The 24,306-nt window shown below is 72.0% G+C and carries 22 protein-coding genes; 3 read left to right on the plus strand and 19 right to left on the minus strand.

The genetic code is table 11. The features are described 5' to 3' along the window. Nucleotides 1-159 precede the first annotated feature (159 nt). The 9 genes from FHG10_RS12000 to FHG10_RS12040 all read right to left on the minus strand — a co-directional run bounded on the left by FHG10_RS12000 (nt 160) and on the right by FHG10_RS12040 (nt 10,993). Nucleotides 160-690: a CinA family protein gene (locus FHG10_RS12000; RefSeq protein WP_152353563.1), complete on the minus strand. Its 531-nt coding sequence runs from the start codon at nt 688-690 to the stop codon at nt 160-162. Continuing rightward, nucleotides 687-1,295 (minus strand): CDP-diacylglycerol--glycerol-3-phosphate 3-phosphatidyltransferase, encoded by a 609-nt coding sequence (gene pgsA, locus FHG10_RS12005; protein WP_152353564.1) that lies wholly within the window; start codon nt 1,293-1,295, stop codon nt 687-689. The genes FHG10_RS12000 and pgsA overlap by 4 nt, the downstream gene beginning before the upstream one ends. A gap of 71 nt (nt 1,296-1,366) precedes the next feature. After that, nucleotides 1,367-4,465 (minus strand): FtsK/SpoIIIE family DNA translocase, encoded by a 3,099-nt coding sequence (locus FHG10_RS12010; RefSeq protein WP_152353565.1) that lies wholly within the window; start codon nt 4,463-4,465, stop codon nt 1,367-1,369. A 117-nt stretch (nt 4,466-4,582) separates the two neighbouring features. Further along, entirely contained in the window at nt 4,583-6,283 is a 1,701-nt protein-coding gene (locus FHG10_RS12015) for a ribonuclease J (RefSeq protein ID WP_152353566.1), read from the minus strand. Nucleotides 6,284-6,298: 15 nt separating this feature from the next. After that, a complete protein-coding gene (gene dapA / locus FHG10_RS12020; protein WP_152353567.1) occupies nt 6,299-7,219 on the minus strand; it encodes a 4-hydroxy-tetrahydrodipicolinate synthase in 921 nt (306 codons plus the stop codon). 54 nt (nt 7,220-7,273) lie between these two features. Further along, entirely contained in the window at nt 7,274-8,005 is a 732-nt protein-coding gene (thyX, locus tag FHG10_RS12025; RefSeq protein ID WP_152353568.1) for an FAD-dependent thymidylate synthase, read from the minus strand. A 29-nt stretch (nt 8,006-8,034) separates the two neighbouring features. After that, a complete protein-coding gene (locus FHG10_RS12030) occupies nt 8,035-8,781 on the minus strand; it encodes a type 1 glutamine amidotransferase (RefSeq protein WP_406565165.1) in 747 nt (248 codons plus the stop codon). A 107-nt stretch (nt 8,782-8,888) separates the two neighbouring features. Continuing rightward, nucleotides 8,889-10,226 carry a MurT ligase domain-containing protein gene (locus FHG10_RS12035; protein ID WP_406565163.1) on the minus strand — a complete coding sequence of 446 codons (1,338 nt, stop codon included), beginning with the start codon at nt 10,224-10,226 and terminating at the stop codon, nt 8,889-8,891. A 29-nt stretch (nt 10,227-10,255) separates the two neighbouring features. Beyond that, entirely contained in the window at nt 10,256-10,993 is a 738-nt protein-coding gene (locus FHG10_RS12040) for an HAD-IA family hydrolase (protein WP_152353570.1), read from the minus strand. 69 nt (nt 10,994-11,062) lie between these two features. Between FHG10_RS12040 and FHG10_RS12045 the strand changes: the two genes are divergently transcribed. Both FHG10_RS12045 and FHG10_RS12050 read left to right on the plus strand, forming a co-directional pair. After that, nucleotides 11,063-11,917 (plus strand): AzlC family ABC transporter permease, encoded by an 855-nt coding sequence (locus FHG10_RS12045; RefSeq protein WP_227488215.1) that lies wholly within the window; start codon nt 11,063-11,065, stop codon nt 11,915-11,917. Beyond that, a complete protein-coding gene (locus tag FHG10_RS12050) occupies nt 11,914-12,228 on the plus strand; it encodes an AzlD domain-containing protein (protein WP_152353571.1) in 315 nt (104 codons plus the stop codon). The genes FHG10_RS12045 and FHG10_RS12050 overlap by 4 nt, the downstream gene beginning before the upstream one ends. Here the strand turns inward: FHG10_RS12050 and FHG10_RS12055 are convergent, their stop codons facing one another. From FHG10_RS12055 to FHG10_RS12080, 6 genes are all read right to left on the minus strand, one after another. Next, on the minus strand, nt 12,229-12,756 hold the full coding sequence (locus FHG10_RS12055) for a hypothetical protein (protein WP_152353572.1): 528 nt from the start codon (nt 12,754-12,756) through the stop codon (nt 12,229-12,231). Nucleotides 12,757-12,758: 2 nt separating this feature from the next. Further along, entirely contained in the window at nt 12,759-13,514 is a 756-nt protein-coding gene (gene dapB, locus FHG10_RS12060; RefSeq protein WP_152353573.1) for a 4-hydroxy-tetrahydrodipicolinate reductase, read from the minus strand. A 56-nt stretch (nt 13,515-13,570) separates the two neighbouring features. Beyond that, entirely contained in the window at nt 13,571-14,920 is a 1,350-nt protein-coding gene (locus tag FHG10_RS12065; RefSeq protein WP_152353574.1) for a M16 family metallopeptidase, read from the minus strand. A 109-nt stretch (nt 14,921-15,029) separates the two neighbouring features. Beyond that, nucleotides 15,030-17,279: a polyribonucleotide nucleotidyltransferase gene (locus tag FHG10_RS12070; protein ID WP_152353575.1), complete on the minus strand. Its 2,250-nt coding sequence runs from the start codon at nt 17,277-17,279 to the stop codon at nt 15,030-15,032. Between the two features lie 252 nt (nt 17,280-17,531). After that, nucleotides 17,532-17,801 (minus strand): 30S ribosomal protein S15, encoded by a 270-nt coding sequence (gene rpsO, locus FHG10_RS12075; protein ID WP_152353576.1) that lies wholly within the window; start codon nt 17,799-17,801, stop codon nt 17,532-17,534. 166 nt (nt 17,802-17,967) lie between these two features. Further along, nucleotides 17,968-18,978 (minus strand): bifunctional riboflavin kinase/FAD synthetase, encoded by a 1,011-nt coding sequence (locus tag FHG10_RS12080; RefSeq protein WP_152353577.1) that lies wholly within the window; start codon nt 18,976-18,978, stop codon nt 17,968-17,970. A 333-nt stretch (nt 18,979-19,311) separates the two neighbouring features. Between FHG10_RS12080 and FHG10_RS12085 the strand changes: the two genes are divergently transcribed. Further along, nucleotides 19,312-20,886, plus strand: coding sequence for a L,D-transpeptidase family protein (locus FHG10_RS12085; RefSeq protein WP_152353578.1), 1,575 nt, complete (start codon nt 19,312-19,314; stop codon nt 20,884-20,886). A gap of 207 nt (nt 20,887-21,093) precedes the next feature. Here FHG10_RS12085 and FHG10_RS12090 read toward each other — a convergent pair whose 3' ends face one another. The 4 genes from FHG10_RS12090 to FHG10_RS12105 all read right to left on the minus strand — a co-directional run bounded on the left by FHG10_RS12090 (nt 21,094) and on the right by FHG10_RS12105 (nt 24,235). Then, nucleotides 21,094-21,315, minus strand: coding sequence for a hypothetical protein (locus FHG10_RS12090; RefSeq protein WP_152353579.1), 222 nt, complete (start codon nt 21,313-21,315; stop codon nt 21,094-21,096). A gap of 193 nt (nt 21,316-21,508) precedes the next feature. Then, nucleotides 21,509-22,459: a tRNA pseudouridine(55) synthase TruB gene (gene truB / locus FHG10_RS12095; RefSeq protein ID WP_152353580.1), complete on the minus strand. Its 951-nt coding sequence runs from the start codon at nt 22,457-22,459 to the stop codon at nt 21,509-21,511. Continuing rightward, nucleotides 22,459-22,971: a 30S ribosome-binding factor RbfA gene (gene rbfA, locus FHG10_RS12100; RefSeq protein ID WP_152353581.1), complete on the minus strand. Its 513-nt coding sequence runs from the start codon at nt 22,969-22,971 to the stop codon at nt 22,459-22,461. Before rbfA ends, truB begins: the two co-directional genes overlap by 1 nt. After that, a complete protein-coding gene (locus tag FHG10_RS12105; protein WP_193636293.1) occupies nt 22,964-24,235 on the minus strand; it encodes a TRM11 family SAM-dependent methyltransferase in 1,272 nt (423 codons plus the stop codon). The genes rbfA and FHG10_RS12105 overlap by 8 nt, the downstream gene beginning before the upstream one ends. Between the last annotated feature and the right edge of the window lie 71 nt (nt 24,236-24,306).

A 24,306-nucleotide genomic window follows, 5' to 3' on the forward strand; every position in this document is an offset into this window, starting at 1 on the left:
CATCGTGCTCATCACGGTGAGTGCAACGTCCCGACCGCTCCGGGTGTTCCCGATCCTACGGTCGGCTCCCTCGGAGAACCCAGTGCATTGCCCCTCATGACGCTGTGCGGACGGGCCGTCGAACCCCGGCCGAGGGTCCCCTCGGCGCATCGCGCGAGGTCAGAAGGGGGCCTGCGCCATCCGCTCGAGCTCGGTGCGCAGCAGGTCGAGCGCGACGCCGACGCTCTCCTCACGGATCTCGGCGCGAGATCCGGCGAGATGCAGCTCACGCTCGAGGGCGATCCGGGACTCCGGCGCGGACCGCTCCCCGCCCCCGCGCACCGCGACGGCGAGGTGGACGGTCCCCTCGGGGACGCCGCGATCGTCGGCCCCCGGACCGGCGACCCCGGTGGTCGACACGGCGAGATCGGCGTCGTAGAGGGCGAGGGCGCCGCGGGCCATGGCCCGGGCGACCTCCGCCGTGACGGCGCCGGTGCGCTCGAGCTCGGAGGCGTCGACCCCGAGCACGCGGTGCTTGGCCCCGTAGGTGTAGCAGGCCGCTCCCCCGGCGACGCATGCGCTCGCGCCGGGAACGTCCACGAGCCGCGCGACGACGGCTCCGGCAGTGAGCGACTCCGCGGTCGCGAGCTGCAGCCCGGCCTCGGTCGCGAGAGCGATCACCGCCCGGGCGGTGTCCGGGGACCCGCTCATCGGCGGGAGGTCGAGGAGAGGGCCTCGCGACGCAGCCGCAGGCCGTCCTTGAGGTTCACCAGGCCCGAGTAGACGGTGAGGACCAGGGCGATCACCACGAGGGCGAGGCCGATCCAGCGCGCCGGGCCCCACCACAGCTCGAAGGGCAGCAGGCAGAAGGTGATCGCGATCGTCTGCATCATCGTCTTGGTCTTGCCCGCGAGGTTCGCCGGCAGCGCGCCGTACTTGAGGATCGTGAAGCGCATGATGGTGATGCCGAACTCGCGCAGCAGGATCAGGATCGTCATCCACCAGGGGATGTACTCCCAGACCGAGAGCATGACGAAGGCGGCGCCGGTCATGGCCTTGTCCGCGATCGGGTCGACGATCTTCCCGAAGTCGGTGATGAGGTTCCGGCTGCGGGCGAGGTGCCCGTCGAGGAAGTCCGTGATCATCGCGAGCACGAAGATCGCCGTGATCACGAGCCGCCCGGAGATGACGTCCGGGTAGAAGGCGGCGACGACGACGAACACCGGCACCATCACGCAGCGGATCATCGTGAGGATGTTCGCGATGTTCCACAGCGGGACGGGCGGGGCGTCCGGGTGGGTCTGCGGGGCGTTCATGCCTGCTCCTCGGTCGGCGTCGATGACGCCCGGTCGGGACTCGCGGTGTCGATCGCTCGGGCGCCGACGGCTCACCTGCCGGTGAGCTGCCAGGCGTCCTCGCTCTCTCCCTCCGCGGAGTCGTAGTCGTCGTAGTAGTCGGTCGCGACGTCGCCCGCGTCGTGGGCGAGCGGGTCCTGGCCGTAGCGGTCGGGGGCGCCGCCCTGCGCCGAGGCGGAGGGGGCGGGTCCGCCGGGCCCCGCGGGCGCGTCCCCGGAGCCGTCGTCGCCCTCGTCCGCCCCGCCGTATCCGGCGTCGTCGTACGCGTCCTCGGAGTACCCGGCCCCGTCGCCCACGTCGGTGCCGGAGTCGAAGGGGGCGTCGGAGTCCGAGGGGGCGCGGCCCGCTGACCCGGGGTCGTCCTCGCCCTTGATGCGGGCGACGGCGCCGGCGAGGTCGTCGGGGCCGACGAGGACGTCGCGGGACTTCGAGCCGATCGACGGGCCGACGATCTCGCGGGACTCGAGCAGGTCCATCAGGCGGCCGGCCTTGGCGAAGCCGACGCGGAGCTTGCGCTGCAGCATGGAGGTCGAGCCGAACTGCGTGGTCACCACGAGCTCGGCCGCCTGCAGCAGCACCTCGAGATCGTCGCCGATGTCGTCGTCGATCTGCTTCTTGGCCGCGGCGACGGTGACGTCCTCGCGGTAGTGCGGCTTCATCTGCTTCTTGACATGGTCGACGACCTTGTGGATCTCCGACTCGTTGACCCAGGCGACCTGGGCGCGCATCGGCTTGGCCTTGCCCATCGGGTGGAACAGGGCGTCGCCCTGCCCGATGAGCTTCTCGGCCCCGGGGGAATCCAGGATCACGCGGGAGTCCTGGAGGGAGGAGGTCGAGAAGGCCAGGCGGCTGGGCACGTTCGCCTTGATGATGCCGGTGACCACGTCGACGCTCGGACGCTGGGTCGCGAGCACGAGGTGGATGCCGGCGGCGCGGGCCAGCTGCGTGATGCGCTGGATCGAGGCCTCGACGTCGCGCGGGGCGACCATCATCAGGTCCGCGAGCTCGTCGACGACGACCAGCAGGTACGGGTACGGGGCGAGGCGCCGCTCGCTGCCCGCGGGCACCTCGACCTCCCCGGCGCGCACGGCCTTGTTGAAGTCGTCGATGTGCTTGAAGCCGAAGGTCGCGAGGTCGTCGTAGCGGGCGTCCATCTCCTTGACGACCCACTCGAGGGCCTCGGCGGCCTTCTTCGGGTTGGTGATGATTGGCGTGATGAGGTGCGGGATGCCCTCGTAGATCGTGAGCTCCACGCGCTTGGGGTCCACGAGCACCATGCGCACCTCCTCCGGGGTGGCGCGCATGAGGATCGAGGTGATCATCGCGTTCACGAGGCTCGACTTGCCCGAGCCGGTGGCACCCGCGACCAGCAGGTGCGGCATCTTCGCGAGGTTCGCGACGACGTAGCCGCCCTCGACGTCCTTGCCCACGCCCATCACCATCGGGTGCTCGTTGCGGGTCGCGACGGGGCTGCGCAGCACGTCGCCCAGGGCGACGGTCTCGCGGTCGGCGTTCGGGATCTCGATGCCGATGGCCTTCTTGCCCGGGATCGGCGAGAGGATGCGCACGTCCGAGCTCGCGACCGCGTACGAGATGTTCTTGTCGAGCGCTGTGACCTTCTCGACCTTCGTGCCGGGTGCGAGCTCGACCTCGTAGCGGGTGACCGTCGGGCCGCGCGAGAAGCCGACGACCTCCGCGTTGACGTTGAACTGGGCGAAGACCTCGCCGAGGGCCTCGACCACGCGGTCGTTGGCCTCGGAGCGGGACTTCGCGGGCGGGCCCTCGAGGAGGAACGACGAGTCCGGGAGGGTGTAGACGACGTCGCCCGCGAGCTCGAGCTGCTCCCCCGCGCGCGGCAGGTCCCCGCTGGGCGGGAGGATGATCTCGGGGCGCTCCTCCTGCGCCGCCTTCGAGGCCGCGGCCGCCGACGGGGCCTGGCGGGTCTGCTGGCCGTCCTGCGCGCCCGCGGCGCCCTGACCGCGCGCGCCCTTCTGTCCGCGCGCACCGGAGGCCGGCATCGGCGCGGTGCGCCCGTCGGCCCCGGCGCCGCCGGCCGGGAGGGCGGCGGTCTTCCCGGGGAAGCCCTTGGCGCGGGCGTTCTCGTCGGCGACGGCGTCGAAGACCTCGGTGCTGTCGGTGCCCTCGGCGCCGTCCGCGGCGCGGGAGCCCTTGCGGGTGCGGGCACCGCGGGAGCGACGGCCGCCGGCGGCGTCCTCGTCGTCCTGCACGGCGCCGGAGAAGGCCTCGTCGCCCGCGTAGCCGAACTCGTCGTGGTCGCGCGCGGCGTCCTCGGCGATCTCCTTCTTGGTGCGGCGGCGACGGGGCTTGGGAGCGGTCTCCGCCTGCTCCTCGGTCGCGGCGGGGGCGGCGGAGCGGCGCGGGCGCATTCCGAAGCTCTCGCGCTCGGCGTCCTCCTCCTCGCTGTGGCCGACGAGGCTCGCGTACACCCCGCGGATCCGTGAGGGCAGCGCCTCGACGGGCGTGGCGGTGAGCACGAGCACCGCGAACAGGGCCACGAGGACGTAGACGGCGATCACCACGGGGGCCGGCACGAGCGCCTCGAGGGGCGCGGCGCCCAGGTAGCCGAGGACCCCGCCGCCGGAGGCGAGCGCGTCGATCCCGTCGGACGGGGCGGGCATGCGCGCGTGGATCGAGGCGATCGCGGAGAACGAGACCATGAGCAGGGCGACGCCCAGGGCGATCCGCGTGTTCGCGCGCACGAAGTCGGGGCGCCGGAACATGCGCAGCGCCCAGCCGATCGCGAGCAGGGGCACCGCGACGGAGGCGATGCCGAAGGTGCCGCCGACCACCGCGTGCACGCCGTCGAACAGCGCGCCGGGCGCGCGGAACCACTCGCGGGTCGCCACGAGGGCCGCGATCAGCAGCAGGAACAGGGCGTAGCCGTCACGGCGCTGGTCGAAGGGGACCTCCCAGCGGGCCACGCCGATCGCGCGGATGAACCCGCCGATCGCGCGGGCGATGCCGAGGTATCCGGCGCGGACTGCGCGCACCGGGAGCGGGAGCGTCGACGGATCGTGGGCGGCCGCGCCGGCTCCTTGCGAGGAGCGGGAGGACGAGGTCCGGGACGAGCCCTTCGACGCACGTGCGGGGGAAGACGTACGTGTCGCCATGGGGCCAATCTACCCTCTCGGGCCCGTCGGGCCCGGGTGCGGCGACACGGAGACGTCCCGGATCCCGCTCGGGGCGAGCGGGATCCGGGACGTCCGGCAGGGTGTGCGCCGGCCCGATCAGGCCTCGACGACCACCGGGATGATCATCGGGCGGCGGCGCAGGCGCTGACCCACGTAGCGGCCCACGACCCGCCGCATGACCTGCTGCAGCTGGTGCGTGTCGCGCTTGCCGGTCTGCTCGGCGAGGGCCTTCTCGAGGGCCTTGACGATGTCGGGTCGGATCTTCTCGAAGACGGCCGTGTCCTCCGCGACGCCGCGGGCGTGGATCTCCGGGCCCGCGAGGATCTCGCCGGTCTCGGAGCTGACCACGGTGAACAGGGAGATGAAGCCCTCATCGGCGAGGATGCGGCGATCCTTGAGGTCGGCCTCGGAGATCTCGCCGATGCTGGATCCGTCCACGTACACGTAGCCGTTGGGGATCTCGCCCACGACCTTCGCGTTCCCGTCCTTGAGGTCGACCACGGAGCCGTCGTGCGCGAGGACCACGTGGTCGGCGGGCACGCCCGAGGACTCGGCGATGCGACCGTTGGCGATGAGGTGGCGGACCTCGCCGTGCACAGGCATGACGTTCTTCGGCCGCACGATGTTGTAGCAGTACAGGAGCTCCCCCGAGCTCGCGTGCCCGGAGACGTGCACGCGGGCGCTGCCCTGGTGGACCACCTCGGCGCCGAGGGCCATCAGGCCGTTGACGATCCGGAAGACCGCGTTCTCGTTGCCGGGGATCAGGGAGCTCGCGAGGATCACGACGTCCCCGGGGCCCACCGAGACGCGGTGGTCGCTGTTCGCGATCCGGCCCAGCGCCGCCATCGGCTCGCCCTGGCTGCCGGTGCACATGAGCACGACCTTCTCGTCGGGCAGGGAGTCGATCTTCTTGACGTCCACGAGGGTGTTCGGCGGCACGTCGAGGTAACCCATGTCCGAGGCGATGCCCATGTTGCGCACCATCGAGCGGCCCACGAAGGCGACCTTGCGGCCGTGCTTCGCGGCGGCGTCGAGGACCTGCTGGACGCGGTGGACGTGGCTCGAGAACGATGCCACGACGATCTTCTGGCGCGAGCGCGCGAAGATCGAGTCGATGACCGGGCCGATCTCCCGCTCGGCGGTCGTGAAGCCCGGGACCTCGGCGTTCGTGGAGTCGACCATGAACAGGTCGACGCCCTTCTCACCCAGGCGTGCGAAGGCGCGCAGGTCGGTGATGCGGCCGTCGAGCGGCAGCTGATCCATCTTGAAGTCGCCGGTGTGCAGGACGGTCCCGGCGGGGGTCTGGATGTACACGGCGAGCGCGTCGGGGATCGAGTGGTTGACGGCGACGAACTCGCAGTCGAAGGGGCCGAAGCTCTCGCTGTCCCCCTCCTTGACGGCGAGGGTGTACGGCTTGATGCGGTGCTCGCGCAGCTTGGCCTCGATGAACGCGAGGGTGAGCTGGCTGCCGACGACGGGGATGTCGGGCTTCAGGCGCAGCAGGTAGGGCACGGCGCCGATGTGGTCCTCGTGGCCGTGGGTGAGGACGATCGCCGCGATGTCGTCGAGGCGGTCCTCGAGGTACTGGAAGTCCGGCAGGATCAGGTCCACGCCGGGCTGGGACTCCTCGGGGAACAGCACGCCGCAGTCGACGACGAGCAGGCGCCCGTTGTAGTCGAAGACGGTCATGTTGCGGCCCACGTCGCCGAGGCCGCCCAGCGGGATGATCCGCAGGGTGTCCTTGGCGGGCTTGCGGGGCTGCTGGAGCCGCTCGCTGAAGGGAGTGGTGAGTGTCATGGGTCCTTCCGGTGTTCAGACGAGCGTCGGGATCCCCTCGACGGCGGCGAGCGATTCTCTGAGCTCGGCCATCTGGGGTGCGCTCGCAGGGGCGAGGGGGCCGCGGACGGTCGCGTGCGGGAGAACGCCCTGGAGCACCAGGGCCGTCTTCGCGGCGACCGCGCCGGGCATACGGGTCATGACCGCCTCGACCACGGGGGCCAGGCGGCGGTTGAGCTGCTGGGCAGCGGGGAGGTCGCCGGCCTGGACGGCGGCGACCATCTGCGCCTCGAGATCACCGGCGACGTGGCCGACGACCGAGACGATGCCGGCCGCTCCGACGGCGAGCCAGGCGAGGTTCAGGGCGTCCTCCCCCGAGTAGTACACGAGGTCGGACTGGGCGGTGACCAGGGCGGCCTGCTGGAGGTCGCCCTTGGCGTCCTTGACCGCGAGGATCCGCTCGTGCTGGGCGAGGCGCAGGAGCGTCTCGTGCGCGAGCGGGACGCCGCTGCGGCCGGGGATGTCGTAGAGCAGGATCGGCAGCTCGGTGGCGTCGGCCACCTGCTCGGTGTGCGCGATGATGCCGTCCTGGGAGGGCTTCGAGTAGTAGGGCGTGACGACGAGCAGGCCCTGCAGGTCGAGGTCCGCGTGGGCGCGGGCGAGCTCGATGCTGTGGCGGGTGTCGTTGCTGCCGACGCCCGCGAGCAGAGTGATCCCGGGGCCGACGGCCTCGCGCACGGCCCTGACCAGGGCGATCTTCTCCGCGTCGCTCGTGGTGGGCGATTCGCCCGTCGTCCCGTTGACCACGAGGCAGTCGTTGCCGTGCGCGACGAGATGCGCGGCGACGGCCTGCGCCGCATCCAGGTCGAGCTTCTCACCGTCCTCGGTGAAGGGGGTGACCATCGCGGTGCCGACGGTGCCGAAGGGCCGTGCTGCCGGTGCGGGCTGGACGGTCATCTGTCCTCCTGGTGGGACTGCCTGATGGGGATGCGGGTCTGTCGGGCGGACGGGTCAGGGGGCGACGCGGCCGCCCGCCTCGAAGGCGGCGTGGGTGAGCGGCATCTTCTCGGCGAAGTGCTGCTCCATGAGCTCGGCGACCATCTCGATCTCGCGCTGCGGGAAGGAGGGGAACGCCGAGTCGGGGCGCTGGGTGCGCAGGCTGAGGAAGTTCATCATGCTGCGCGCGTTCACGGTGACGTACATCGAGGAGTACAGGTTCAGCGGGAGCACGGTGCGCGCGACCTCGCGGGCCACGCCCGCCTCGAGCATCCGCCGGTATCCCTCGTACGCGGAGGCCGACTGCGCGCGCACGGTCTCGTTCACGAGTTCGTGCTGCTCGGGAGTGCCGGGCTCGAAGGTGTAGGCGCCGGGCTTGCCGACCTGCTGGAGGCTGCGCTCGGGGCCGGGCACGTAGAACACCGCTCGCATCTTCCGGTAGCGCCCGGACTCCTCGTTGTAGGAGGCCATGCGGTGGCGCATGAACTCGCGGAACACGAAGATCGGCGCCTCGACGTAGAAGGTGAAGCTGTTGTGCTCGAAGGGGCTGCCGTGGCGGTCTCGCATGAGGAACCGGATCAGGCCCTTGTCGCGCTCGCTCGCGTCCTCGCCCGCGGTGGCCAGGGTCTTCTCCCCCTGGGTCGAGACGCGGGCCGCGAAGACGACGTCGCCGTCCTGCGCCGCCGACCGCACCAGCTGGACGGTCATGTCGGACCGGAAGACGATGTCGCTCTCGCTGTCGCTCATGGTTCCCCAGGGTAGTCGAGCCGGTGGCCTCAGCGCGGCCGGGACATGGCGATGTCGCGGGCGCGCTGGGTGACGATCCCCTCCAGGTCGGGCGCGGTGTACGCGCACTCCCCCACCCGGTGGCGCACGGCCGCCCCGAGCAGATGGTCGGCGAGCGCCGGGTTCTTGGGGAGCACGGAGCCGTGCAGGTAGGTGCCGATGACCTCTCGGTGCACGGCGCCCTCGGTGCCGTCGGCCCCGTTGTTCCCGCCGGCGCTCGAGCCGTCCTGGCCGAAGGGGCGCACGGTGCCCAGCGCCGTGCAGTCCGCCCCGAGAGTGGTCAGCCCGGAGTGGTTCTCGTAGCCGACCACGGGCCCGAAGCGCTCGGTCTCGATGGTGAGGTTGCCGATCAGGCGGGTGCTGCTGCCGCGGGTCTCGACGTCCAGCAGGGAGATGCCGGTCAGCGGCTCGTCGGCCGTGTCGCCGGTGGCCGGCACGAACACGTGGCCGAACAGCTGGTAGGAGCCGCAGACGGCGAGCATGGGGACGTCCTGCTCGGCCCACTCGCGGATCGCGGGGCCGTGGGAGAGCAGGTCTGCGGCGATGCGCATCTGGCCGGAGTCCTGGCCGCCGCCGGCGACCACGAGATCCACGTCCTCCGGGAGCTCGTCGCCGACCTCGTGGGCCAGCAGGTCGACCTCGAAGCCGCTCCACTGGGCGCGCCGGATCAGCGTGAGGGTGTTCCCCCAGTCGCCGTAGATGTTCATCTCGGAGGGGTAGAGCTGCAGGATCCGCAGAGCGGGAGCGTCCTGCCGGGCGGGCTGCTGGCGCGGCGTCGGGACCGGCGTGAGGTCCGCGCCGGTCCCGTCCTGCGCGGCCGACGGTGCGGGGTGCTCGTTCGTGCTCACAGGACCGTCTCCACGTGGGTGATCCGCGAGAGCTGCGTGCGCACGGCGAGCATCGCGGTGTAGGTGCAGAAGATACGCATCGGCCGGCCGCTCGCGCGGGCGGCATCGATCAGCGACCGCAGGGCCGCGCCGAGGTCGGTCTCGACGCCGTCCACGAGCACCTCGTCGTAGCGCAGGCGCAGGGCCATGTCGTAGGCGCGCACGCCGCTGACCACGTGGACGCCGCTCGCGCGCAGGGCGCTGAAGTCGACGTCCCAGAGCCAGGACATGTCGCGGCCGTCGGCGTACTCGTCGTTGATCGCGATCATGGTCTCGGCCGGGTCCGTGCCCGCGCTGAGCAGGCTCATCCGGAACCCGGCGGGGTTCTTCACGAGGGCCAGCTCGAGGGGGACGCCGTCGACCTCGAGCATCTCGCCGCGTCCGAAGGCGGCCCGCACGTGGGCGAGGGCGCGCAGCAGGGCCGGGAGGTCCGCGTCGGCCCCGAGCAGGGAGGAGGCGAGGGCCAGCGCGCCGGTGGCGTTGAGCATGTTGTGGACGCCGGGCAGCACGAACTCGACCTCGTGCTCGGCGCCGTCGACGAGGATGCGGGCGCGGCGGCCGTCGATGGCCTCGAGCCGCGTGGTGGGTGTCCGCGCGCCGTCGGCGGGGCCTGCGCCGAGGCCGGCGTCCTCGAGCATCGCGCCCCCGGCGTCCTCGCGGCGCAGGTCGTCGTCGGAGAGGAACACGCGGCGCAGCCCCTCCCCGATGCCGAAGCGCTCGATCCGAGCGCTCAGGTCGTCGGTGAAGCGCGGCGCGGACAGGCGCGGGTCGTCCCCGTTGAGGACGACGAGCTCGGTGCTGGCCTTCGCGACGGTGTGCAGGAGGTCGGCGGTGTGGTCGATCTCCCCGAAGCGGTCGAGCTGGTCGCGCATGACGTTCAGCAGCAGGCTCGCACGGGGACGCACCTGGCGCACGAAGTGCACGGCGTGGGCCTCGTCGAGCTCGAGCACGGCGATGTCGGCGGCGAGGCGACCGCGGGCGTCGACCTCGGTGAGCAGGGCCGCTGCCACACCGCGCACGAAGTTCGAGCCGGTGGGGTTGGTGAACACCCGCAGGCCCTGGGAGCGCAGCAGCTCCACGAGGATCTTCGTGGTGGTCGTCTTCCCGTTGGTGCCCGAGACGACGACCACGCCGAGCGGCAGCTCCTCGAGGGTGCGGGCGAGGAAGCCGGGATCGACCCTCTCGACCACGAGACCGGGGAAGGCACTGCCGCCGCGGCCCCCGCCGCGGAGTCTGGCCAGGCGGCGCGCGGCACGGCCGGCGGCCACGGTGAGAGCGGAACGCATGCTCGGCATCGTACTGGAGCCGGCAGGCGGGGACGCCCTCAGCGGCGGACGACGCGCAGGTGCCCCTCGTGCACCTCGACGGCGACGTCGTCCAGGGAGGTCAGCAGCGCCTGGGCGTGGGGTGCGAGCTCGTGCGCGAGGGTGGTCGTGGTCACCGCGATCGCCGGGCTCCCCGCGGCGCGGGCGGAGGCGAGGCCTCCCAGGGAGTCCTCGATCACGAGCGCCCGGGAGGGATCCGCGCCCAGGCGCTCGGCGCCGAGGACGTAGGGCTCCGGGTCCGGCTTGCCGCGGCTCACCTGGTCGGCGGTGACGAGGGTCTCCTCGGGGTAGGGCAGGTCGGTGATCGCCCAGCGGGCCTCGAACAGGCGCCGTGTGCAGGAGGTCACGATCGTCCAGGTGGGTCGGTCGAGCCGTTCGGCGGCGGACTGCAGCTCACCGATCAGCCGGGCCGTGCCCGGGAGGATCGAGATCCGCTTGGCGTCCTCGACCTCCAGGTCCTCGACGCGCGCATGGGCCGCCTCGATCTCGTCGGCCGGCATGTCGGGGAAGACGTCGGCGAGCACCCCGCGGGCGGGCTTGCCATGCAGGGTGTGGTCGAAGGTCCGGGTCGAGCCGTGCTCCTCGAACAGCTTCGTCCACGCGCGCTCCACCGAGGGGCCCGAATCGACGAGGGTCCCGTCCATGTCGAGCAGGAGGGCGTCGACATCCAGGGGGAAGGGGTCCTGAGGGGCCTGAGCGCCCTTCCCGGGGGCGCCCGCGGCGGAGGCTTCGTTCATGTCTCCCACGGTCTCATACCCCGCGCGACCTGCGCATGCGGGAAACTCCCCGGTTACTGTGGACGGGTCATGAGCATGCACGATCCGAGCGACCGCTCCCCCGCCGCGCAGAGCGCCGGCCGCGCTCCGTCACCGGATGCCGCGTCGGTGTCCCTCGCCGTCTCGGCCGCCCGTCGCAAGGGCCTGTCGGTGGGGGTCGCGACCGGCCTGTACGGGATCTCCTTCGGGGCGCTCGCGACCGCCTCGGGGCTCGACGTGTGGCAGGCGATGGTGCTCTCGGCGATCATGTTCACCGGCGGCAGCCAGTTCGCCTTCGTGGGCGTGATCGGAGGGGGCGGGAGCGCCCTGGGCGCGGCGCTGGCCGCCGTGCTGCTGGGCATCCGCAACACCCTCTACGGCCTCGTGCTCGCGCCCACGCTGCCGCGCGGCGGGGCGAAGGGTGCCGCGCGCTCCCTGCTCACGATCGACGAGTCCGCGGCCGTGGCCGCGACCGCCGGTCCCCCGGCCGCCAAGCGCGCCGGGTTCTGGGCGACGGGGATCGCGGTCTACGTGTTCTGGAACCTGTTCTCCCTGGTGGGGGCCGTGATCGGGCAGAGCGTGGGCGATCCGGGCGCCTGGGGCCTGGATGCCGCGGCCGCCGCGGCGTTCCTGGGGCTGCTGTGGCCGCGCCTGGTCGCGAAGGACGTGGTGGCCGTTGCGGTCGCCGCGGCCTTCATCGCGCTGATCGCGACGCCCGTCCTGCCCGCCGGTCTGCCGGTGCTCGCCGCGGCGCTGGTCGCGGTGGTCGCAGGACTCCTGCCCCGCCGCGCCGGGGCTGGCGGGAGCGCGGTCGACGGGAGCCGGGTCGACGGCGATCTCGCCGGCGACACTCCGACCGAGAACTCTCCGGCCGACTCATCGAACGGGGACGGTGAGCGCACATGAGCTGGCTGTGGGCGGGCGTGATCGCGGCGGCGGTGCTGTCGTTCGCGCAGAAGTGGATCGGCTACCAGGTGCCGCCGGGGGTCCTCGAAGAGCCGCGCATCGCGCGGGTCACCGCCCTGCTGCCCGTCGCGCTGCTCGGCGCGCTGGTCGCCACCCAGGCCGCGGCCGACGGCCAGCAGCTGATGGCCGACGCCCGGCTGCCCGCGCTCGCGGTCGCCGCGCTGCTGCTCGCCCTGCGCGCGCCCTTCCTGGCGGTCGTGATCGCGGCCGCCGTGGTCGCGGCGCTCTGCCGAGCGCTCGGCTGGGGCTGATCAGACCCCGCGCCCGGCCTCCACGGCGATCGCCCGGCGCACGGCGGCCCGGGCGTCCCGGGTGTCCCGGTTCGCGGAGTAGGCCAGGCCCAGGCGATACCAGGCCCTCCAGTCGTCCTCGCCACCGTCCTGGACGGCGTCGCGCGCCGCCTCGAACTCGGCGCGGGCCGCGGCCCTGCGCGCATCGCGCTGGGCGATGGGGTCCTGCTCGGCGCGGGCCTGGGCGCCGTCGGCCCCGACGACTCCTGTCCCGGCGCCGTCGGCCCCGGCGCCGTCTGCCCCTCCACCGACCCGGGGCTCGAAGCGCGCCGCGCCGTAGAGCCGCGCGAGACGTCCCGCGCGCAGGCCGAACAGGACCTCGCGCCAGGTCACCCACACGGTGAGCACGAGCAGCACCACGAGGCCCGCTGCCAGCCCCCAGCCGATCACGCCGCCTGCGCGCGCGAAGCCGGTCGCGATCCACAGCAGGCCCCAGCAGTAGGCCGCCGTGACCAGAACCAGCAGGGCGACGCCGATCTTCGCGCGCATGCTCAGCCGAGGTCCATGTAGCCGTCGAGGCCCACGGTCAGCCCGGGACGGGAGCCGACCTCGCGCACGCCCAGCAGCACGCCGGGCATGAAGCTCACGCGGTCGAAGGAGTCGTGGCGCAGCACCAGCTGCTCGCCGATCCCGCCGAACTGGACGACCTCGTGGGCGACGAGGCCGCGCTGGCGGACGGCGTGCACATGGACGCCGTCGACGACCGCGCCGCGGGCGCCGAGCTCGTCCTTCTGCGTGGCGTCGGGTACGGCCCCCAGCCCCCCGGCCTCCCGGCCGCGCGCGATCGCGGCCGCCGTGTGGCGGGCGGTGCCCGAGGGCGCGTCGAGCTTGTCGGGATGGTGCATCTCGATGACCTCGGCGCTCTCGTAGTAGCGGGCCGCGGCCTCGGCGAAGCGCATCACCAGGACGGCGCCGATCGCGAAGTTCGGGGCGATGAGCACGCCGGTGCTCGGGTCCTCGCCGAGCGCGGCGCGGACCTCGGCGAGGGAGTCCTCGTCCCAGCCGGTCGCGCCGACCACGGCGTGGATCCCGCGCTCGACCGCCCAGAGCACGTTGCGCTTGGTGGCGGCGGGGACGGTGAGGTCGACGACGACCTGTGCGCCGGCATCGGCCGCGGCGTCGAGCGGGTCGGAGCTGCCGATCCGGGCGACGAGCTCGAGGCCGTCGGCCTCCTCGATCGCCGTGCAGGCGGCGCTGCCCATGCGACCGTGGGCGCCGAGGACGGCGACGCGGATGCTCTGCGACATGGTGGGTTCCTTCCGGGAGGGCGGTGGGATGAGGTGTGCGGCGCCGAGTCGGCGGCTCAGCCGGCTTCGGGGCCGACGTCGACGCGGGTGGTGAAGGAGCCGGCGAGGCGGGCGGCGAGCTCGCGCACGTCCTCAGCCGTCACGGCGGCCATCTTCTCGAGCGCCTCGTCGACCGTGGAGTACCGCCCCTGGACGAGCTCCAGGCTGCCCAGGCGCCCCATCCGCGAGGCGGTGTCCTCGAGGCCGAGGGCGAGCGCGCCCGTGATCTGGCCGAGCGCGCGTCGCATCTCCTCGTCGGTGACGCCATGATCGCGCATCTGCTCGACCTCGGCCCCCATCAGCTCGACGACCTGCTCGGCGCGCGCCGGACGGCACGCGGCGTACATGCCGAACAGGCCCGCATCGCGGTAGGCGGCGCTGAAGGAGTAGACGGTGTAGACCAGACCGCGCTCCTCCCGGATGTGCTGGAACAGCCGCGAGGACATGCCGCCGCCGAGGATCGCCATCAGCACGTTCATCGCGTGGCGGTCCTCGCTGCTCGCACAGATCGACGGCCCGCCCAGGTAGATGTGGGTCTGCTCGAGAGGCCGGACGATCCGGTGCGGGACCACGGCCGACGCCGGCCCGGGCACTGCGCCGTCGACGGGCAGCGAGCGCTCGAGGGCGGGCCGACGCTCCGAGGGCGCCGCGCCCTCCGGGAGGTCCCAGCCGCCCGCGGACAGGCTGGCGGTGAGGCGCTCCGCGAGCTCGTCGTGGTCGAGGTCGCCGACCGCAGTGACGACGAGGTTCTGAGGCCTGTAATGCGCGGCGAAGTGCGAGCGCACGTCGGCGTCGGTGAGGGCGCTGACGGTCTCGAGGGTGCCGCCGACGGGGCGTCCCATGGGGGTGTCGGGCCCGAGGACCTGGGCGAGGAACTCCTCGTACCCGGAGTCGGTGGGGTCGTCCTGCGCCATCGCGAGCTCCTCGAGGATCACCTCGCGCTCGGTCTCGAGCGCCTCGGGGGCGAGGGTCGAGGAGGTGACCATGTCGGTGAGCACGTCCAGGGCGAGCGGCAGGTCCGCGCTGCGCACGCGCCCGTGGTACACGGTGTGCTCCTTCGCGGTGACCGCGTTGGACTCGCCGCCCACCTCGTCGAAGGCGGTCGCGATGTCCAGGGCGCTGCGCCTGCCAGTGCCCTTGAACAGGAGGTGCTCGAGGGCGTGGGTGGAGCCGGCGTGAGAGGGGGTCTCGTCGCGCGAGCCCACGGGCAGCCAGAGCCCGAGCGTCGCACTGCGCACCGAGCGGTCGGTCTCCGTGAGCAGGCGGACGCCGCCGGGGAGGATCGTGCGCCGCACGAGCGGCCCCTCTCCCCCCGGTTCGAGGAGCTGGTCGCGGACTGCGGCGTCGGTGGTCAGGTCGATCGGCACCAGAGGATCCTCCCATGGTCGGGTGCGAAGTGGTGGAGAGCGAGCGCGGGCGGCACCCCGTCATGGGGTGCCGCCCGCGGCGGTCACGCGTTCACGCGATCAGTCGAGCTCACTCGGAGTCGGACGCCTTCTCGGTGCCCTTCTCCTCGGCATCGTCCTCGGCGATGGCGAGGCTGATCTTGCCGCGCGCGTCGATCTCGCGGATCTCGACCTCGATCTTCTGGCCGACCTTCGCGACGTCCTCGACGTTGTCCACGCGCTTGCCGTCGTTCAGCTTGCGCAGCTGGGTGACGTGCAGCAGACCGTCCTTACCGGGGGTCAGCGAGACGAAGGCGCCGAAGTCGACGACGCGCACCACGGTGCCGAGGTAGCGCTCGCCGACCTCGGGCACCATCGGGTTGGCGATCGCGTTGATCGTCGCCCGGGCGGCCTCGGCCGACGGGCCGTCGGTCGCGCCGATGTAGACGGTGCCGTCGTCCTCGATGGTGATGTCGGCGCCGGTGTCGTCCTGGATCTGGTTGATCATCTGGCCCTTGGGGCCGATGACCGCACCGATCTTGTCGACGGGGATGGTCACCGCGAGCACGCGCGGGGCGTTCGGGCTCATCTCGTCCGGCACGTCGATGGCCTCGTTGAGGACGCCCAGGATGTGCAGGCGGGCCTCGCGGGCCTGGGACAGCGCGGCGGCGAGCACGGAGGCCGGGATGCCGTCGAGCTTGGTGTCGAGCTGGATCGCGGTGACGAACTCGTCGGTGCCGGCGACCTTGAAGTCCATGTCGCCGAAGGCGTCCTCCGCACCGAGGATGTCGGTGAGGGCCGCGTACTTGGTCTCGCCGCCGACGGTGTCGGAGACGAGGCCCATGGCGATGCCCGCGACGGGTGCCTTGAGCGGCACGCCCGCGTTGAGCATCGACAGCGTCGAGGCGCACACGGAGCCCATCGAGGTCGAGCCGTTGGAGCCCAGCGCCTCGGAGACCTGGCGGATCGCGTAGGGGAACTCCTCGCGGCCCGGGAGGACCGGGACCAGGGCGCGCTCGGCGAGCATGCCGTGGCCGATCTCGCGGCGCTTCGGGGAGCCCACGCGGCCGGTCTCGCCGGTCGAGAAGGGCGGGAAGTTGTAGTGGTGGATGTAGCGCTTGCGGTTCACCGGCGAGAGCGAATCGATCTGCTGCTCCATCTTGAGCATGTTCAGCGTGGTCACACCCATGATCTGGGTCTCGCCGCGCTGGAACAGGGCGGAGCCGTGCACGCGCGGGAGCACCTCGACCTCGGCCGAGAGCTGGCGGATGTCACGCAGGCCGCGGCCGTCGATGCGCACGCCCTCGGTGAGGATCTTCTGGCGCACGACCTTCTTGGTCAGCGCGCGGAAGGCGCCGGAGATCTCCTTCTCGCGGCCCTCGAGCGCTGCGCCCTCGGCGCCGAGCTCGGAGACGACCTCGGCGGAGAGCGCGTCGGTCGACTCCTCGCGCTCCTGCTTGCCGGCGATGCTCATGACCTCGCGCAGGCGATCGGAGGCGGCCTTCTCGACGAGCTCGTAGGCGTCGTCCTGGTAGTCCAGGAAGAGCGGGAACTCGCGCACCGGCTTGGCGGCCGCATCGGCCAGCTCCTGCTGGGCCTCGCACAGCGTGCGGATGAAGACCTTGGAGGCCTCGAGGCCCTCGGCCACGACCTCCTCGGTGGGGGCGATCGCGCCCTGGTCCTTGATCATGGACCAGGCGTTGTCGGTGGCCTCGGCCTCGACCATCATGATCGCGACGTCGTCACCGACGATGCGGCCGGCGACGACCATGGAGAACACGGCCTCGTCGAGCTGGCTGAAGGTCGGGAACGCGACCCACTGCCCGCCGTCGGCGTTGGGCATGAGGGCCACGCGCACGCCGCCGATCGGGCCGCTGAAGGGCAGGCCCGAGATCTGGGTGGAGGCGGAGGCGCCGTTGATGCCGACCACGTCGTACGCGTCGTCGGGGTTGACGGCCATGACCGTGAGGACGACCTGGACCTCGTTGCGCAGGCCCTTGACGAAGGCCGGGCGCAGCGGGCGGTCGGTGAGGCGGCAGGCGAGGATCGCGTCGGTGCCCGGGCGGCCCTCGCGGCGGAAGAACGAGCCGGGGATGCGGCCCGCGGCGTACATGCGCTCCTCGACGTCGACCGTGAGCGGGAAGAAGTCGAAGTTGTCCTTCGGCTTGTTGGAGACGGCGGTGGCCGAGAGCACCATCGTGTCGTCGTCGAGGTACACCGAGACGGCGCCGGCGGCCTGCTGGGCCAGACGGCCGGTCTCGAAGCGCACCTCGCGGGTGCCGTAGCTGCCGTTGTCGATGACGGCGGTGGTCGCCGTGATGTCGGGGCCTTCCATGGCCATGGGGATCTCCTTCGATGGGATCGGAGCCCCTCGCCGGACGCGGCCATCGTCAGGGGCCCGCGGGGAGCCTCCGGATCCGGATGGATCGGGGTTCCCGAAGGTCTCTGCCGAGGACCGTGCCCACGGTCGAGGAGCTGGTGGGTCGTGCGGGCCGGCGCTCTGGGCGCGGCCTCGCGGTTCGTGCCCCGCGCACATGTCACGGGGCCGGATGCGAACCGCCGCCCGTCCCGTGGGGACGAGCGGCGGCGGGTGTCACCGGCGGATGCCGAGGCGCTGGATCAGCGCACGGTAACGCTCGATGTCGACGTTCTGCAGGTACTTGAGCAGACGGCGGCGCTGACCGACCAGGAGCATCAGACCACGACGGGTGTGGTGGTCGTGCTTGTGCTCCTTGAGGTGCTCGGTCAGGTAGGTGATGCGGTGGGTCAGGAGCGCGATCTGGACCTCGGGCGAACCGGTGTCGCCCTCAGCGGTCGCGTATTCCTTGATGATCTCCTGCTTGGTGGCGGAGTCGAAGGCCATGTCGGCTTCTCCCTCGGTCGTTGCGCGGCGCACCGGGGCCTGTTCTCCCGGGCTCTGTGTGTCGGACCCTGCTGCGCTCCGGGCACGTCCCCGGCTTCACGAGCCTGGACGCGCCGTGCGGGCGCGCGGAGTCCTCCGCGGCCGATATGACGGCGGTGAGAGTTTATCAGCGGCGGTGGAGGACGTCGGGCTGCACTCCGTCCAGAGTGCGGCGAGTCACGTCCTTGTCGATCTCCATCTGGGCCACGAGCGCGTCGACCGAGGAGAAGCGCAGGGTGGGCCGCTGGCGCTCGACGAACTCGAGGCGCACGGTGTCCCCGTACAGGTCGAGGCTGTCGTCGCCGTGGACGTAAGCCTCCACCATCCGCGGGGAGTCCTCGCTGCCCTCGTGGAAGGTCGGGTTGGTGCCGATGGAGATCGTCGTGACCGCTCCGACGAGGGGCTCGGTCCCGCGGTGCTCGCTCGCCTGCTCGACCACGGTGAGGAAGCCCGCATAGACCCCGTCCTGCGGCACGAGCCCGTGGGGGCGCGGCCCGAGGTTCGCGGTGGGGAACCCGAGCTCGCGACCGCGCTTGAAGCCGTGGTGGACCGTGTCGGACACCGTGTGGAAGCGGCCCAGCATCGCGGTCGCCTCGGGCATGTCGCCCTCCAGCAGCGCGGCGCGGATCGCGGAGGAGGAGATCCGCTCCCCGTCGAGCGGCAGATCGGGCAGCACCACGACCTCGAACCCGTGCTTCTCCCCCAGCGCGCGCAGGGTCTCGACGTCACCCGAGTTCCCGCGCCCGAAGCGGGTGTCGGCGCCCGTGACGATGCAGCGCATGCCCAGGCCCTCGACGAGGAAGACGCGCACGAAGTCCTCGGCGCTGTACTGGGCGAAGTCCCAGGTGAACTCGAGGTCGAGGACGCCGCTCATGCCGGCCAGGAGCAGCAGGCGATCGCGGTCCTCGTGCGCGGTGACGAGGGCGGGGTCGCCCGGGGTGTGCATGACGTGGCGCGGATGCGGCCAGAAGGTCAGGGCGACCGGCTCCAGCGAACGGGCAGCGGCGTTCTCCCGCAGCGCGTCGAGCACATAGCGGTGCCCCAGGTGGACGCCGTCGAAGTTTCCGATGGTCACCGCGCTCGCGCCGAGGTCGGCGGGCACTTCCTCGAGGGAGTGCCAGATCTGCGCACGGGTCACGGTGAGGATCCTTCCGATGGGGCCCGGTCCCGCGCCGGGGCCGGGTTCCGGGGGCGCGGGCGGGAGGACGGGGAACACTGTAGCGCCGCACGGGCGCACCGGAGCGACGGCCCGGTCGCCCGTCGTGGGGATCGCACGAGCGGGACGGGGCAGGAACAGGGCGGCCGTCGGGCGACCGGGTCGACTGTGACGCGTCTGTGACTCCCGTCCCCTCGGCTCGACCGCGGAGTCTGACGTATGGTGAAGGGTACGAATGCGGACCCGTGGACCTTCTGCGGGCGGTCCCGTGACGAGGGGGAACCGGAACCGCAGCGAAGAGATGAGCGAGACCATATGTCGCACCTCACCGACACCACCGATGTGGGCCGGTCCGGCGGCGGACGCCGACGTGTCCTGCTGATCGTGATCGCGATCCTGGCCGTGCTGGCGGTCGTCCTCACGGGCGGCGCGTTCGCGTACGCCAAGAACTTCGAGGGCAAGGCCCTCCCGGGCACGACGGTGCTGGGACAGGACGTGTCCGGCAAGAGCGCCGAGGAGATCTCCGCGCTCGTCCAGAAGAAGGCCGAGGGCACGGAGGTCACCGTCGACACCGACGGCGAGACCACGACCGCGTCCCTGGCCGATCTCGGCGTCGACGTCGACGCGGAGAAGACCGGGCAGGAGGCCGTCGCCCACGACGGCTCGATCGGCGAGGTCGTCTCCTCGACGCTCTCCGGTTCCCGCGGCGTCGACCCGGTGGTGACGGTCGACGAGAAGGCTGCCGCCGACTACGCCACCCAGCAGATCCCGAAGGACCGCACTGCCCCCGTGGACGCGAAGGTGTCGTACGACGAGGACGCCGGGACCTGGAACGTCTCCGAGGCGAAGAACGGCCAGGGCGTGGAGACCGACGCGTTCGTCTCCGCCCTCACGAAGGACGCCTCGAAGCTCGAGAGCTTCACCCTCACCCAGGAGGTCACGGAGACCGCCCCGAAGATCACGACGGACAAGGCCGACAAGGTCAAGGGCCAGATCACGAAGATGCTGGACCAGCCGATGTCGATCACGGGCCCCGACGGGGCGACCCACTCGGTCTCGAAGGACCGCCGCTCCGGCTGGCTCTCCGTCACGACCGACGACAAGGGCAAGGACCTGAAGATCGGGGTCGACGAGGACGCCGTGCGCGAGTGGGTCTCCGCACGCGCCGACGAGGACAGCGTCGAGAAGAAGGACGGCATCGAGCAGGTCGACACCGACGGCAAGGTCGTCAAGACCATCGCCGAGAAGACCGACGGCGTGAAGATCACCAACACCGACGCCGTCACCGAGAAGCTCGTCGCGGCGATGACCGGGACCAGCCCGCTGGAGGCGTCCTTCGAGACCAAGAAGGTCGAGGCCGAGATGACCAAGGCCAAGGCCCCCGAGTCGAAGGACGACGAGGACTCGAAGAAGAAGGACGAGGACTCGAAGGACGACGAGAAGTCCAAGGACGATGACAAGTCCAAGGACGACGATGACGCCGCCGCCGACAAGCCGACCGGCGAGAAGTGGATCGACGTCAACCTCTCGGACAGGACCGTGACCGCCTACCAGGGCGACACCCCCGTGTGGGGCCCGCGCTCCATCGTCGACGGCGACGGGGCCAACGGCCACGGCACCGTCACCGGCTCGTACAAGATCTACCTGCGCTACGACAAGCAGGACATGACCAACGGCGCCTACAAGGACCAGCAGGACCCCGAGTACTACAACACCAAGGACGTCCCCTGGGTGCAGTACTGGTACCGCGGATACGCCTTCCACGGCGCGCCGTGGCGCTCGTCCTTCGGGTACTCCGGCTCCCACGGCTGCATCAACATGCGCGTCTCGGACGCCAAGTGGCTGTACGACTGGGCGTCGATCGGCACCCGGGTCGAGGTGCACCGCTGATCCGGAGATCCTGATCCAGTCCCCTCATCGAGGTATCGGCGGCGGACCGAGCCGTTACCCGCCCGAACAGCAGAAGGGCCCCGCCGAGAGGCGGGGCCCTTCTGCTGTGCTGGTGGACGCACGGCCGGCGCTGGGAGCAGTGTCCGGCCCGGGTGAGTGCGCTCGATCACGTCTTCCCGCGACAGATCAGCACTTGAACTGTGCGGATCAGATGACGTCGGAGTCGCGATGCGTCTCGGCCTGAGCGATCACCCCAGGTGTCCACTCCTCCTCCGGCACCAGCCGCGCAATCTCCCAGCGCTCGTGCACGGGGCACTTCTGGAACCGCCTGGTCCCCAGCCGGATCGACTTGAAGGACACGAACGGGAACCACACGGTCTCGTAGTAGGCACCCTTGCTGCATTGCACGATCGTTCGATCGAGATCCATTGCCTGAGACTATCCGACGGTCGAGAAGAGACGACCTGTTGCCGGCCCCGCGTGATGCCCCGGTCGGTGACCAGGGCGCCGGCCCGCTGCGCTCCCACCGTCGATCGGACAGGGCCTGCCACGGTGAGGCGTCCCTCCCGCTCTCGTCCTCCCCACACCTCTGAGAGATGGCCTGGCATCTGGGAGGCCCGCTCTAGCTGCGGGCCTCCGGAGGGACGACGAGGACGGGTCGCAGACGCTCTCCCTCGGCGTCGACCTCGGCCTCGACGACGGCGACCAGGCGACCCTCCGGGTCGAGTGCAGCTCGCACTCCCCCGTCGGCCCCGCCCGGGGACGCCGACGCATTCACGCGCTTGCCCTGTCCGAGCGCGATCGCCCGCTCCTCGTCCAGTGCGACAGTGGGCATCACGCGCGCGGCGGACTCCCCCAGGCCCCGCAGAGGCAGCTCGACGTCGTCGCCCTCGCCGGGGGCGGGAACGTGCACCGCGTCCTGGACGGCGAAAGGTCCCACGCGAGTGCGCCGCAGTGCGGTGAGGTGCCCGCCCACGCCCAGCGCGGCGCCGAGGTCCCGGGCGAGCGCCCGCACGTAGGTGCCGGAGCTGCACGTCACGGTCACGTCGAGATCCAGGAAGGGATCCGCCTCGCGCACGGCGAGCACGGTGAGGTCGCTGATCGTCACGGGACGCGCGGAGAGCGTCACGTCCTCCCCCGCGCGGGCGCGGGCGTACGCGCGCTTGCCGTCGACCTTGATGGCGCTGACGGTCGAGGGCACCTGCTGGATCTCCCCTCGCAGGGCGTCCAGGCTGTCCTCGATCCGGTCCGGTGCGAGGCCGGCGGCGGGGACGAGCTCGCCGATCTCCTCGCCCTCGCGGTCGTCGGTGGTGGTGGCGCGGCCCAGGCGGATCGTCGCCGTGTAGGTCTTGTCGAGCCCTACGAGGTGGGTGAGCAGACGCGTCCCCTGGCCGACGCCCAGGATCAGCAGCCCGGTGGCCATCGGGTCGAGGGTGCCGGCGTGACCGACCTTCTTCGTGCCCAGCAGCCAGCGCAGGCGCGCGACCACGTCATGGCTCGTGCGCTCGGGCGCCTTGTCCACGAGCAGCACGCCGTGGGGAAGGGCCGCGAGGTCCTGCGGGCCGCGCGCCATCACGCGCGCGCGTCGCCCGCGGCGCTCTCGTCCGCGGAGTCCTCCGCAGCGCCGTCCTCGAGGTCCGCGCCGTCCTCGTCCTCGTCCTCATCGCGGGGCTTGCGGTAGGGGTCCTCCTCGCCCGCGAAGGACGCGCCCTCCTGCTGGCGGGCGAGATCGGCGTCGCGGGACCTGGCCTGGACCAGGAGGTCCTCGATCGTGCGGGCGTTCTCCGGGAGGGCGTCCTCGACGAACTCGAGGGTCGGCGTCAGACGCACGCCGGTCTGGCGGCCGACCTCGCGGCGCAGCATCCCGGTGGCGCTCTGGAGGGCGGCGGCGGTGCCGGCGCGCTCCTCGTCGTCCCCGAAGACGGTGTAGAAGATCGTGGCGTGCTGGAGGTCGCCGGTCACGCGCACCTCGGTGATCGTGATGAAGCCCAGGCGGGGATCCTTCACGCGGGTGTCGAGCATGGTCGCGACGATCTGCTGGATGCGGTCGGCGAGGCGCCGGGCGCGGGGGCTGTTCTCACTCATGGCGGGTCCTTTCGCGGGGCTCGTGCGCCTCGGCACGGGCGGGCGGGTCTGTCGTGGTGGCTTCGGGGTCTGCGACGGCTGCGGCCGTGGCCGACACGGAGGTGGGCTCGTCCGCGGAGGCGGCGAGGACGCGCAGGAGGTCCAGCTGGGGATGGTCGTCGGGGACGGCGAGGACCACGTCGCGGTCGATGGCCTGGTCGACGCGATGGCGGAACGCGCCGTCGCCGCTGAGCACGGTGAGCCCGTGGGATCCGAGGATCTCATGCACGCGCGCGTAGGGGGCCGTGCGGCGGTTCAGCGCGAGCGCCATGCCGCCGCCGGTGCGCAGCAGCGCGCGCCATGCGGGGATCGCCTGCTCGAGCAGGTCCAGCGGGGAGCGCTGCCAGCCCTCGGTGCGGGCGCCGTGCTGGACGCCGTAGGGCAGGTCCGCCACAAGGGCGTCCACGGAACGATCGGGGAGCACCTCGCCGAGCCGCGTGGTGTCGCAGGTCAGCAGGTGGAGCTTCTGGACCTCGCCCGCGCGCTGCGCTCGTCGGTCCGCGGCGAGCTCGAAGTCCCAGCGCGAGCCTGCCCCGCGCCCGCCTGCCGGCGAGCGGAGGCCCAGGCGGCCCGAGCTCTGGGTGTGCGGGAGGTGCTGCTGCTTCGCCCACGTGGTGAGGAAGGTGCGGTAGGCGTCGATGTCCTTGGCGTCGATGTCGGCGCCGGTGGGGCTGAGGCCGAGACGCAGTGCGCGGCTGAGCGTCGTGCCACGGCCGCACGTCGGGTCCAGCACCGCGAGATCTCCGCGCAGCACTCCCCCGCGGCGGCTCGACAGGGCGGCGGCGAGGTTCAGCAGCAGCGCGGTGAACTGCTCGTTCGTCTTACCCGAGTACCGCAGGGTGGTCTCGAGCTCGCTGCCGTGGCGCATGACCCCGGGCAGGGGCGTCGGGCGCAGCAGCGGGAGGGCTGAACCGATCGGCTCGGCAGCTGCCGACACCGCTGCAGCGCCGGGCCGCGACGCCTCGAAGGCTGCGAAGGTCGAGGAGAGCTGCGCGACGAGCGGACGCATGGCGTGGCCCCCGACCGAGCCCGGGGCGTCGTCCTGGGCGTCGGTCCCGATCTCGAGGTAGTCGGCGCCCGCGATCTCGCGCTCGCGCACGTTCACCGGCGCTCCGAGATGGGCACCGAGCACCCAGCGGGCCTCGCGCACCGCGAGAGGACCGGCCGACGCGGTGAACACGCGGTTCGCCGAGGGGGCGCGCAGCACGAGCAGGCTCTCGGTCATGGCCTCGTATCCCTCCCTGTCGGCCAGTGGGGCCCCGGCCGAGCACGCATCGTCGGAGCGGGCCGGGCGCC

The organism is Brachybacterium subflavum, from assembly GCF_009299795.1.
In the GTDB taxonomy this organism is placed as follows: domain Bacteria; phylum Actinomycetota; class Actinomycetes; order Actinomycetales; family Dermabacteraceae; genus Brachybacterium; species Brachybacterium subflavum.

Excerpts from the sequence above, each read along its gene's own strand:
- FHG10_RS12000 (WP_152353563.1), bottom strand. The coding sequence starts at position 690 with ATGAGCGGGTCCCCGGACACCGCCCGGGCGGTGATCGCTCTCGCGACC.
- pgsA (WP_152353564.1), bottom strand. The coding sequence starts at position 1,295 with ATGAACGCCCCGCAGACCCACCCGGACGCCCCGCCCGTCCCGCTGTGG.
- FHG10_RS12010 (WP_152353565.1), bottom strand. The coding sequence starts at position 4,465 with ATGGCGACACGTACGTCTTCCCCCGCACGTGCGTCGAAGGGCTCGTCC.
- FHG10_RS12015 (WP_152353566.1), bottom strand. The coding sequence starts at position 6,283 with ATGACACTCACCACTCCCTTCAGCGAGCGGCTCCAGCAGCCCCGCAAG.
- dapA (WP_152353567.1), bottom strand. The coding sequence starts at position 7,219 with ATGACCGTCCAGCCCGCACCGGCAGCACGGCCCTTCGGCACCGTCGGC.
- thyX (WP_152353568.1), bottom strand. The coding sequence starts at position 8,005 with ATGAGCGACAGCGAGAGCGACATCGTCTTCCGGTCCGACATGACCGTC.
- FHG10_RS12035 (WP_406565163.1), bottom strand. The coding sequence starts at position 10,226 with ATGCCGAGCATGCGTTCCGCTCTCACCGTGGCCGCCGGCCGTGCCGCG.
- FHG10_RS12040 (WP_152353570.1), bottom strand. The coding sequence starts at position 10,993 with ATGAACGAAGCCTCCGCCGCGGGCGCCCCCGGGAAGGGCGCTCAGGCC.
- FHG10_RS12045 (WP_227488215.1), top strand. The coding sequence starts at position 11,063 with ATGAGCATGCACGATCCGAGCGACCGCTCCCCCGCCGCGCAGAGCGCC.
- FHG10_RS12050 (WP_152353571.1), top strand. The coding sequence starts at position 11,914 with ATGAGCTGGCTGTGGGCGGGCGTGATCGCGGCGGCGGTGCTGTCGTTC.
- FHG10_RS12055 (WP_152353572.1), bottom strand. The coding sequence starts at position 12,756 with ATGCGCGCGAAGATCGGCGTCGCCCTGCTGGTTCTGGTCACGGCGGCC.
- dapB (WP_152353573.1), bottom strand. The coding sequence starts at position 13,514 with ATGTCGCAGAGCATCCGCGTCGCCGTCCTCGGCGCCCACGGTCGCATG.
- FHG10_RS12070 (WP_152353575.1), bottom strand. The coding sequence starts at position 17,279 with ATGGCCATGGAAGGCCCCGACATCACGGCGACCACCGCCGTCATCGAC.
- rpsO (WP_152353576.1), bottom strand. The coding sequence starts at position 17,801 with ATGGCCTTCGACTCCGCCACCAAGCAGGAGATCATCAAGGAATACGCG.
- FHG10_RS12085 (WP_152353578.1), top strand. The coding sequence starts at position 19,312 with ATGTCGCACCTCACCGACACCACCGATGTGGGCCGGTCCGGCGGCGGA.
- FHG10_RS12090 (WP_152353579.1), bottom strand. The coding sequence starts at position 21,315 with ATGGATCTCGATCGAACGATCGTGCAATGCAGCAAGGGTGCCTACTAC.
- truB (WP_152353580.1), bottom strand. The coding sequence starts at position 22,459 with ATGGCGCGCGGCCCGCAGGACCTCGCGGCCCTTCCCCACGGCGTGCTG.
- rbfA (WP_152353581.1), bottom strand. The coding sequence starts at position 22,971 with ATGAGTGAGAACAGCCCCCGCGCCCGGCGCCTCGCCGACCGCATCCAG.
- FHG10_RS12105 (WP_193636293.1), bottom strand. The coding sequence starts at position 24,235 with ATGACCGAGAGCCTGCTCGTGCTGCGCGCCCCCTCGGCGAACCGCGTG.